Source organism: Rhodococcus sp. NPDC057014 (assembly GCF_042673295.1).
Lineage (GTDB): Bacteria > Actinomycetota > Actinomycetes > Mycobacteriales > Mycobacteriaceae > Rhodococcus_F.
This window is the reverse complement of the sequence record NZ_JBHUSF010000332.1, coordinates 1-9,655: the sequence shown is the minus strand read 5'-3', so window position 1 is coordinate 9,655 and position 9,655 is coordinate 1. Positions and strand designations below refer to the sequence as shown.

6 protein-coding genes are annotated in these 9,655 nt (G+C 69.4%); 2 read left to right on the top strand and 4 right to left on the bottom strand.

Annotated features, from left to right (window positions below):
• Both ACFTZB_RS38130 and ACFTZB_RS38125 read left to right on the top strand, forming a co-directional pair.
• On the top strand, positions 1-556 hold a 556-nt coding region (locus ACFTZB_RS38130; protein ID WP_378439957.1), incomplete at its 5' end, for a DUF1116 domain-containing protein.
• The gene (locus ACFTZB_RS38125) at positions 553-2,859 is read left to right on the top strand and encodes an amidase (RefSeq protein WP_378439955.1); all 2,307 of its coding nucleotides are present in this window, start codon (positions 553-555) and stop codon (positions 2,857-2,859) included. The genes ACFTZB_RS38130 and ACFTZB_RS38125, both read left to right, overlap by 4 nt.
• 28 nt (positions 2,860-2,887) lie before the next feature.
• Here the strand turns inward: ACFTZB_RS38125 and ACFTZB_RS38120 are convergent, their stop codons facing one another.
• From ACFTZB_RS38120 to ACFTZB_RS38105, 4 genes are all read right to left on the bottom strand, one after another.
• On the bottom strand, positions 2,888-6,397 hold the full coding sequence (locus tag ACFTZB_RS38120) for a protein kinase (RefSeq protein WP_378439953.1): 3,510 nt from the start codon (positions 6,395-6,397) through the stop codon (positions 2,888-2,890).
• 62 nt (positions 6,398-6,459) lie between these two features.
• On the bottom strand, positions 6,460-7,710 hold the full coding sequence (entS, locus tag ACFTZB_RS38115; protein WP_378439959.1) for an enterobactin transporter EntS: 1,251 nt from the start codon (positions 7,708-7,710) through the stop codon (positions 6,460-6,462).
• Positions 7,711-7,727: 17 nt separating this feature from the next.
• On the bottom strand, positions 7,728-7,967 hold the full coding sequence (locus ACFTZB_RS38110; protein WP_378439951.1) for a phosphopantetheine-binding protein: 240 nt from the start codon (positions 7,965-7,967) through the stop codon (positions 7,728-7,730).
• Positions 7,968-8,002: 35 nt separating this feature from the next.
• Positions 8,003-9,655: condensation domain-containing protein (locus tag ACFTZB_RS38105; RefSeq protein ID WP_378439949.1), on the bottom strand; the 1,653-nt coding region annotated here is incomplete at its 5' end.

The window sequence follows — 9,655 nt, the reverse complement described above, 5'->3', positions numbered from 1 at the left end:
ACACGACTGCGGCACCCGCGGCTTGGTGACCGCCATCGCGGGAAACGGCCGGCGCATGGGAATTCGCGTCAGCGGTCTCGACTCCTGGCTCACGGCGCCGGCGCCGCTGGGCGAACCCAAACTGTTCGACGGGTACACCGTGGACGACGCCTGCCCGATGATGGGTGATTCGCTGGTGACCGAGGTGATCGGGCTCGGTGCATTCGCGTTGTCGGCGGCACCGGCCATCAGCTCCTACATCGGTGGCAGCCCCGATGTCCTGCAGGATTACGTGTCGCAGATGCGTCAGATCACCCGCGGAGGCAGCAGCCGGTTCCTCGTCCCCGGCGAGGGTTTCAGGGGAACACCGATGGGAATCGACGTCGAAGCCGTCACGCGCACCGGGATCGCCCCCGTCGTGAACAACGGATTCGCGCACCGGGATGCGGGAGTGGGACAGGTCGGTGCGGGCATCACCCGACTCCCCCTCGAACCGTTCGTCACTGCGCACAATGCCCTACTCGATCTGGGTGCGGGCGAATACAGCGCAGTAGCCGGAAGTCGCTGGGGCAGATGACCGGCCACGAGGACGGAACAGTCCGGAGAGCGCCGGGGCCCGCGGTGATCCACTCGGATCAGGGCTCCGCGCTGCGCCGTCTGGGCCAGCTCGACGCCCGGGTGACGCGGATAGTCGCCGGGTTCGCGGCCAACGACGTGTTCTGGTCGTCCGGCTACGAACCGAGCAGGTTCACCACCACGCCGTCCGGATCACTGATCGTCCCGCACCTGCTGTGGGAGCTGAGCACCGGGGATGTCCTGGCCATCGACGACGTGCAGGTGGGATTCGGCGGGGCTGCGCCGCGTCGGGTTTTCGACCTGCTCTGCGACCTCGGGGTCGGTGACCCCGTCGCCCGCGAGATCGCCTATTCCCGCCGGTCCGTGACCGACCTGGGAGTCGGTCGCGACGCGGCAGTGCACGTCGACGCTCACAACGACTGGCCCGGGCACCGCTTCAACACGCCCACCAGAGTCGGCGCGTCCTGGGTTCTGCGGGTGAGTTCCGACAATCTCACCGGGGGGCTCGGACCGGCGGGCGCACCGGACACTCACCGGTCGGTGGCAGGAAGAATCGGATCGATGATCGCCGACGAGCTGGACCGGGCCGACACACCGACCTGGGCCAGAGGGCCTCGGATCGCGGACATCGTCCCCGCGCGTGCCGCCGCCGCTGCCGCCGGCCTCCCCGGCAGCGGAGCGTCTCGGTCTCCCGGATGGAGTCGAGAGCACACGCATCGGTTGATCGTGACGCAGGGCGGTCTGCAGCTGTGGTTCGAACTTCCCGAACCCGGTCGGACGGGCGGCCTGCCACCCGAGGCGCACGAACTGATGACGAACCTGAGAATCTCCCCGACCGTTGCACTCGACGAAAGGTCATCCATGCCGGAACCGCTGTACTACCGCAGCGCGACCGAGCTCACCGCCCTCATGCGCGCCGGCGAGCTGTCCGCCCGAGAAACCGCGGCCGCGCACCTCGCGCGAATCGAAGAAGTCGATCCCGCCGTCAATGCGCTGGCGACCTACCTTCCCGACGCGGCGATGAAACAGGCGGCAGCGGCCGACGAACGCTTCGCTGCCGGCGGCTGGGACGGACCCTTGCACGGGATACCCGTGGCGCACAAGGACAACCACCTCACCAAGGGAGTGCGGACCACGTTCGGTTCGCGTATTCGTGCCGAGTACGTACCCGACCGGGACGATCTCATCGTCGAACGGATGAAGAACGCCGGAGTCGTCACCCTGGGCAAGACCAACGTTCCGGAGTTCGTCGCCGGTGGGCACACGTTCAACGATCTCTTCGGGGCGACGCGCAATCCGTACGACCTCGGCGTCACCGCCGGCGGGTCGTCCGGTGGTGCCGCCGCCGCTCTCGCCGCCGGAATGCATCCGGTCGCGGACGGGAACGACATGGGTGGGTCTCTGCGCCTGCCCGCCGGGTACTGCAATGTGGTCGGCCTGCGTCCGAGCGCCGGTCGTGTGCCTGTGTACCCGGCGGCGGACGGCTGGTGCGGCTTGTCGGTGCAGGGGCCGATGGCGCGCTGCGTCGACGATGTTGCGCTGTTGTTGTCCGTCATCGCCGGCCCGGACCGCCGTTCGCCCCTCAGCCTGGAAGAGGACGGAGCCGGCTTCGCGTCGATCGCGGAGGACGGTCTGGCCGGGCGCCGGATCGCCTTCTCCGCCGATCTGGGCGGCAGCGTGCCGGTGGAACCGGAGGTCCGGCGGCTCGTCGAGCAGGCCGCGAAGACCTGCCAGGACGCCGGGGCTCTCGTGGAGGAAGCGTGCCCCAGCTTCGACGGGGCCGGGGAATGTTTCCGCACGCTCCGCGCGTGGCAGTTCGAAGCAGCGCTCGGTGACCTCTTCGACGCGCACCCGGACCTCGTCCGGCCCAGCCTGTACGAGAACATGCTGGCCGGCCGCCGGTTGTCCGGCCGCGAGGTCGGCCGCGCGGCACTGCTGCGCACCGAACTGTTTCATCGGATGCGAGAATTTCTGGGCGCCTACGACGGATTGATCCTCCCGGTGGCACCGTTGCCCGCCTTCGATGCCACCCTGCAATATCCCCCATTCGTGTGCGGGCTTCCCCAGCCGGATTATCTCGGGTGGATGGAGACGGCGTGCCACGTCACCGTTACCGGTCACCCCGTGATCGCCGTGCCCGCCGGCTTCAGCACGGCGGGGACGCCACTGGGCGTCCAGATCGTCGGACGGCACCGCGCAGAAAGCCAATTACTCTCCATGGCCAAGGATTTCGAGCAACGAACCCAGCACGCCTCGATCCGGCCCACTCTGCCGGCCAGGTCGATCGCAGACGTCGTGCGATAACGATCTCGGGTGAATTTCCGCCCGGATATCAGGCAGGGTGCGCCACCGTGTCGAGGAAGTCGGGAGCCACGGCCGGCCACTGCGCCGGCCAGCGACCGGCCCTGTGGGCATCGCGCAGGGATGCGGCCACCCGCCGCACGGACGGATCCGCGTCCAGCAGGAGTCGGGGAACGTGCAGCCGGGAGCAGGTCGCCGCGAGCGGAGCGAGCACCTGTTCGGCCTCCGCCATCCGGCCCGTCGCGGCGAGGCACGCCGTCAACAGCACGTTCGCCTCCACCAGCGCCCTCGGCCGAGCCTGGACCGTGGTGGTCTGAACCAGTGCCCGAGCCCGGTCACAGGCGACCTCCGCCCGGGCGGTGGTGCGATCGGCGAGCAACAGCCGGATCGCGGAGATCTCTCGCGTCTGCGCCGTGATCGTCGCGATTCCGCTCGCGGGCGCGGTTCGTGGGGCCGTCACCGGCGGGGGCAGACCCCGACCTCGGACGTCGAGCCCGTCGGGGACGTCGGGGACGTCGGGGACGTCGGGGACGAGACCCTGCCGGACTCGTTCGTCGTCGACCCGGGCCGCCAGTCGTGGGAGTGACATGGTCTGCGCGATGTCGCCCCCTTCCGTCAACAGGGCGGTCGCCGACGCCGTGTCGCCGGTGAGGTGCTTGACCCGCGCGCCGATCACATAGATCGCGATCATGAAGTCGACGAGCGCGATCTCCGATCCCAACTCGCGACTCTCGTCGAGTAGTCGTCCCGCCTCGTCCAGCCGGTTCTGCTCATAGCGCAGGCCACCGAGCAGTGCGCCGGCCATCCGTGCCGCATGGGATCGGCTGCCCATCGATTCCCTCGCGACCCGCAACGCGTGCTGAAAGCTCTCCTCGGCGGCGGCGATGTCGAGTTGCTCGGTGGCTGCCAGGCCTGCGTAACACGATCCGTAGACCGCACTGAACGGTCCGTGGGAGCGCCGATGGTAGGGGGCCGCCCACCGCTGCAGCGCACGCGCCTCGTCGAACTCGAAACGGTGGATCTTCACAAAGGACGACAGATTCGCCGCCACCGACACCAGCCACGGGGTGTGGTCATCCGGGCTGGTCAGGCACGGTGCGACCAATTCCTCCACGCCGTCGGTGTGGTCGGTGGTGACGGCGAGGACGCCCCGGAGCACGTCCGCCTCCACGGCCGACATCGATTCCGGTTCGGCGGGTGCGGTGCGGGCGAGGAAGGTGTCGATCCGGTCCAGCGCCGCCTGCGCCGCGGTGGACCGGTGCAGCGACACGTTCGCCCACGCCACCGCGGTCTGCAGCAGTGGACGCGTCAGGGTTTTCTCTTCCGGAAGTTTCGCGACCAGACCGAGCAGGGTGGCCATCTGCCCGTGTGATTCCAGCACCATCGCGTGGGTCTGCACCAGATCGACCGCGTCGTCTTCCTCTCGGGCGGCCAGTGCGTGGTCGACCGCCTCGTTGAGGAGCTGATGCTCGGCGAACCAGCGGAACGCGGTGCTGTGAAGTTCGCGCAGCCGATCGGGCTGGTCGCGTTCGAGGCGGGAGCGGAGGAATTCTGCGAAGACGCTGCTGAATTGGTACCAGTCCCCGTCGTCGTCGGCACGGTACAGGAACAGTTCCCGCTTCTCGGCGTCCTCGAGCATCGCTCGACCCGTCCGACTCCGGGTGAGCGCGGATGCGAGGTCACCGCAGATGCGTTCGGGCACGCAGACCGCGAGCAGGAAGTCCAGTGTCCCCGCGTCGAGGGAGTCCAGGACGTTCTGCACGAGGTAGTCCCCGACCGCGTGGTATCGGCCGGACAGCTTCTCGATGAAGCCGGCGGCGTCAGCGCGCCCGCGCAATGACAGTGATACGAGCTGCAGCGCGGCCGCCCACCCGTCGGTCGACCGCAGGATGCGGGAGATGTCCGGGTCACCGAGAGGCAGGCCCCCGAGCTCGACGAAGAACTGGTGCGCTTCGACGTCGTCGAATCGCAAAGCTGCGGAGTCGATTTCGACCAGTTCGTCGCGCACCCGCATGCGACTCAGAGGGAGGCCGGATCCGGTTCGCCCGGTCACGACGAGCTGCAGATGGTGGCAACTGTTGTCGATCAGGTACCCGAGCGCGGCGAGGGTGGCGGCGTCGGTGACGCGGTGCCAGTCATCGATCACCAGAGCCATGCGCCGGCCGCTGTGGTGGATCTCGTCGATCAGCGAGGTGAGCACGAACCGTTCGGCGTCGTTCCCGTGGCCTTCCAGAATCTGGACCAATTCCTCGGCAAGAGAGGCCCGGACCTGCCGGATGGCCTCGATCAGGTGCGCGAGGAACCAGACCACGTTGTTGTCGTCGCGGTCGATGGTGAGCCAAGCGACGGCAGTGCCCTCGGCGAGCAGTTGGGCTCGCCACTGCGCGGCGACCGTGCTTTTCCCGAAACCTGCGGGACCGTGAATCACGATCAGCCGGCGGTCCCGACCTGCCCGCAACTGTGCGATCAGCCGAGACCGCTCGACCAGCGGCCGGATCGTCGTCGGCGGCCGGTACTTGGTCGCGGGGCTGGGTGGCAGCCGGCTTCCCGCGCCGTCCCGGATCGGTACCCGCCGCGTACCGGTCGGCCCGTTCGTGCTCCCGGCGTCGTCGTCCCCGCTCGGGCCCGGAACCCGCGTGTGGGCCCCCGGCAGCGCCATCGAATCGACGGGAAGTGATCGCCGATGCTGGATTCGCCGCAATTCGTCACCGAGATCGGCGGCGGTGGGAGGCCGGTCGCTCGGATCGCGTGCCATCGCGTGCTCGAGTGCACCGCACAGATCCTCCGGGAAGGTCTCGCGCAGGTCCGGGACCGGATCACGCACGATGCGGAGGAACTGAGTCACGACGTTCTCGCCGGCGCGGCGCTCGAATGCGGCGTGACCGGTGACCAGAGCGAAGAGTGTCGCGCCGAGCGAGTACACATCCGACGCGACGGTCGGGGGCCTGCCTTGCAGCACTTCCGGGGCACTGAACGCGGGTGAGCCGGTGACGACGCTGCGGGAGGTTTCGAAGCTCCCCGGGACCCGGGCGATTCCGAAATCGCCGAGTACCGGTTCGGCGTAGTCGGTCAGCAGAATGTTGGCCGGCTTGACGTCGCGGTGCAGGATCCCGCTGTGGTGCGCCACCTCGAGGGCGCCCGCAACTTTGATGCCGACGGTCACTGCCGTCCGCCAGTCCACCGGCCCGTCGCTGCGCAGCCGCGCATCGAGGGATCCACGAGCGTGGAAGGGCATCACCAGGTATGGACGCCCGGACCGGGTGATGCCGGACTGCAGGATGGTGACGATGTTCGGGTGCCCGGACAACACCCCCATCGCATGCTGCTCCCGCAGAAACCGTTCGCGGTCGTCCTGATCGATCTCCGACTGAATGACCTTGATCGCCACGGTACGGTGCAACGACACCTGCTCGACCCGATATACCGTGCCGAAACCACCGCGGCCCACCACCCGCGAGTCCGCAAATCCTTCGTCCTCGAGCTCGGACTCGATGCTCGCGGCGGGGTCACGCTGGGTCGAACCCTGGTCGGACTCGGACATGCTGCATTTCTACTCGCTCGACGCCGACTGAACCACAGCTGTCCGCGGGAACACCTTTGCGGTCAGGCCACGGGCGCCGGTGTCCGGCTCTCGTCCAGTCGGCGCAGGGTCGGCAGAATCGCCCAGAGCAGGACCGTCGCCACCAGCCCGGTGGCCCCGTACACGGTCAGCGCCAGGTGCACCGGGACCACGGCCGCGACGACGCCCGCAACGAACGCGCCGACCGACGCGCCGGCGGTGACCTGCGCGGTCCACACCCCGGCGATGCGCCCGTGATACTCGTCCGGCGTGTACTTCTGGACCGTCGCGAAGCGGAGGATGTCGGCCACCGCCTCACCGAAGCCGTGCGCGAGGAGGCCGGCCACGGCGACGATCACCGATCCGACGGCGCCCGCCCCGACCAGTCCGGCCGCGGAGATCAGCATCGCGAGGAACACGACGAGCCCGGAGCGTCGCACCGTCCCCGTCCAGCCGCTGGTGAGGGACCCGGCGACCGCACCGATCGCGGGCGCCGCATACAGCAGGCCCACGGCCGCGGGGCCGACACCGAGCACCTCGCCGGCGTACTCCGGAATGAGGACCGCCCAGCCGGCGAGCAGCATCGACACGAATCCCGCGAGGAGCAACCCGCCGATCACGCGGTCACCGATCGCGAACCGGAATCCCCCGGCCACCGAGCGCAACGGCGATTCGGACACCTCGTTGGGCGGTGGCAGCGACGGAAGCCGGGTGATGCAGAACGTCGTGATCGCGGTGGTGATCGCCGCCAGCGTGTAGTTGGCGCCCACGCCGCCGAGGGCGATCACGACGCCACCGAGCGCGGGACCGATCATCGACCCCAGATCGGCGGTGAGGGCCATCAACGCCCCTGCCGCGGCCAGTTTGTCCCGCGGAATGAGGCTGGGGGTCACGGCCATCAGGGCCGTCGCCGAAATGCCGCCGCACGCCCCGTCCACGACGGCGCAGAGGTAGATCACCCACACCTGCGGTTCGGGCAGGAAACTGTTGACGGCCAGCACGGCGAAGAACACGCCGGCGGTGCCGCGGGCGATCGCGATGACACGTCGCCGGTCACACCGATCCGCCAGGGCGCCGCCGACGAACGTGGCGCCGAACGTGGTGAGGCCCAGCACCGTTGCGACGGCCGCGACATGGGCGGTCGAGCGAGTGAGGTCGTACATCTGCAGGGGGATCGCCACGACGAGGAAGCCGAGCCCGAAGATCGACACCACCCGGGCGACGAAGATGTACCGGAACTCGCGGCTGGACCGCAGCGGGTCGATGTCGATGACCAGTTTGTCGAGGAGTTGCACAGTGATCGGGCCCCGGGTCACTTCGCCACGAGCTCGTCGACCCAGTTGTCGAGCACCGGTGTGCTGGCCAGCGTCACGAAGTCGACATCCGCCCCCGCATTGCGCCACTCCTCGACGAGCGCCATCAGCCGCACCGAGTCGAGCCCCTGATCGACCAGGCTCACATCGGCCACCAGTTCGTCCAGCTCCACGTCGAGGACGCGCGCCGTGTCGGCGAAGATCTGCGCCCTGTCGAGTGTTCCGTTGTTGTCGGTCATGCCATCTCCCTTGTCGACTGTCCGAATGATGTCGGTTACTTCTTTTCCGACGAGACCGCGACCAGCGCGGTCACCGCCTGTACCCACCGGTCCGCGAGAGCGCGGGTGGATTCCGCGGTGAGAACACCGTCCGCTGCCGCGAATTCGCAGTCCAGCACCGGTCCGCCCGCGGTGTCCTCGGTGATCGCATCCACCTGCAACACGTGGTCGAGGGGGGTTGCGGGGTCCACCGAGCCGCCGAGCGCCACCCCTTCGGGCGCCCCCGACCACGCCGAACCGGCGGACTCACCGAGCGTCATGCGGCCCAGATAGTTGAAGACGACCGCCGGCACCCGGTATCCGTCGAAGCGATCGGCGAATTCCGGGTTGAGACGACGGAGCAGACCGAATCCGATTCCGTTGTCCGGCACCGCCCGCAACGACCGGGACACCTGCTCGAGTGCATCGGCGGCCGCGGGTCCCCCGGCGAGCGCGTCGGCGACGTCGATCCCGCCCAGGTCGAGGGCGACCGGGAACATCGACGTGAACCAGCCGACGGTGCGGGAGATGTCGGCTCCCGGGACCACCTGCTCCTCACGTCCGTGCCCCTCCAGATCGACGCGGACGACGTCGCCGCCGCGCTCGGACGCCACCGCCAGCGCCAGCGCCGTCAGCAGGACGTCGTTGACGGCGCCCGCCGCGAGCACCCGTTCCGTCACGTCCGTCGGCACGCGCACGGAGATCGAGCACGTGGACGACACCGTATCCAGCGTGGGATCGAGCGGGCGCACGCCGAGCCCCGGCTCGTCCGCCTCGACCGCGCCCTGCCAGTGCGACCAGCCCGCCGTGATCTTCTCGGTGGTCGCGGCCTCCGCGAGCCCGGCGGCCCAGGCCCGGAACGACGTTCCCGCCGACTCCAGCGCCACCGGTTCCCCGGCGGTGGCCTGCGTGACGGCGAGAGCGAGATCCGGAACCAGGATCCGCCACGACACCCCGTCGACCACGAGGTGGTGCACGGCCACGAAGACCCGCCCCCGCTTGCCGGGTCCGAAGTCGAAGAACACCACCTGCAGCATCACCCCGGCCGCCGGGTCCAGCGACGCGTAGGCCCGCTCCCGTTCGGCGGTGAACAGTTCCTGCCATCCGTCCGCGGGCAACGCAGTCGCGTCGACCCGGCGCACGAGCGGTGCGACCGCACCGACCGTCTCCGGCACCACCCATTCCGGTGCGCCGCCCACGACGTCGAACCGCGACCGCAGCAGGTGATGCGTCCGGAGCACACCCTCGACGGCCCGTTCGAGCACCGGGACGTCCAGGCCGAGCGGTGCCACCAGCAGCCGGGCCTGGGAGAAGCGGCTGATGTCGCCGCCCCATTCGAGGGGCTCCCAGACGATCGGGGTGAGCGGGACGTCGCCGACGGCGTCCGCCTCCGCCGTTCCGACGGTCGCCGACGGCGCCTCCGCGATGCCGGCGAGCGCGGCGAGTCCCGCCGCGGTGCGGAGTTCGAAGACCTGCCGCGCGCTGACCTGCAGACCGGCGGCCCGCAACCGGGACACCAGTTGGATCGACACGATGGAATCGCCACCGAGCGCGAAGAAGTCGTCCTCGACGCCCACCCGATCGAGTCCGAGCACGTCCGCGAACACCGCGCACAGCGTCGCCTCCGTGTCGTTCCGCGGCTCACCCGAGCCGACGAGGCTGCCGAAGTC

Excerpts from the sequence above, each read along its gene's own strand:
- ACFTZB_RS38125 (WP_378439955.1), top strand. The coding sequence starts at position 553 with ATGACCGGCCACGAGGACGGAACAGTCCGGAGAGCGCCGGGGCCCGCG.
- ACFTZB_RS38120 (WP_378439953.1), bottom strand. The coding sequence starts at position 6,397 with ATGTCCGAGTCCGACCAGGGTTCGACCCAGCGTGACCCCGCCGCGAGC.
- ACFTZB_RS38110 (WP_378439951.1), bottom strand. The coding sequence starts at position 7,967 with ATGACCGACAACAACGGAACACTCGACAGGGCGCAGATCTTCGCCGAC.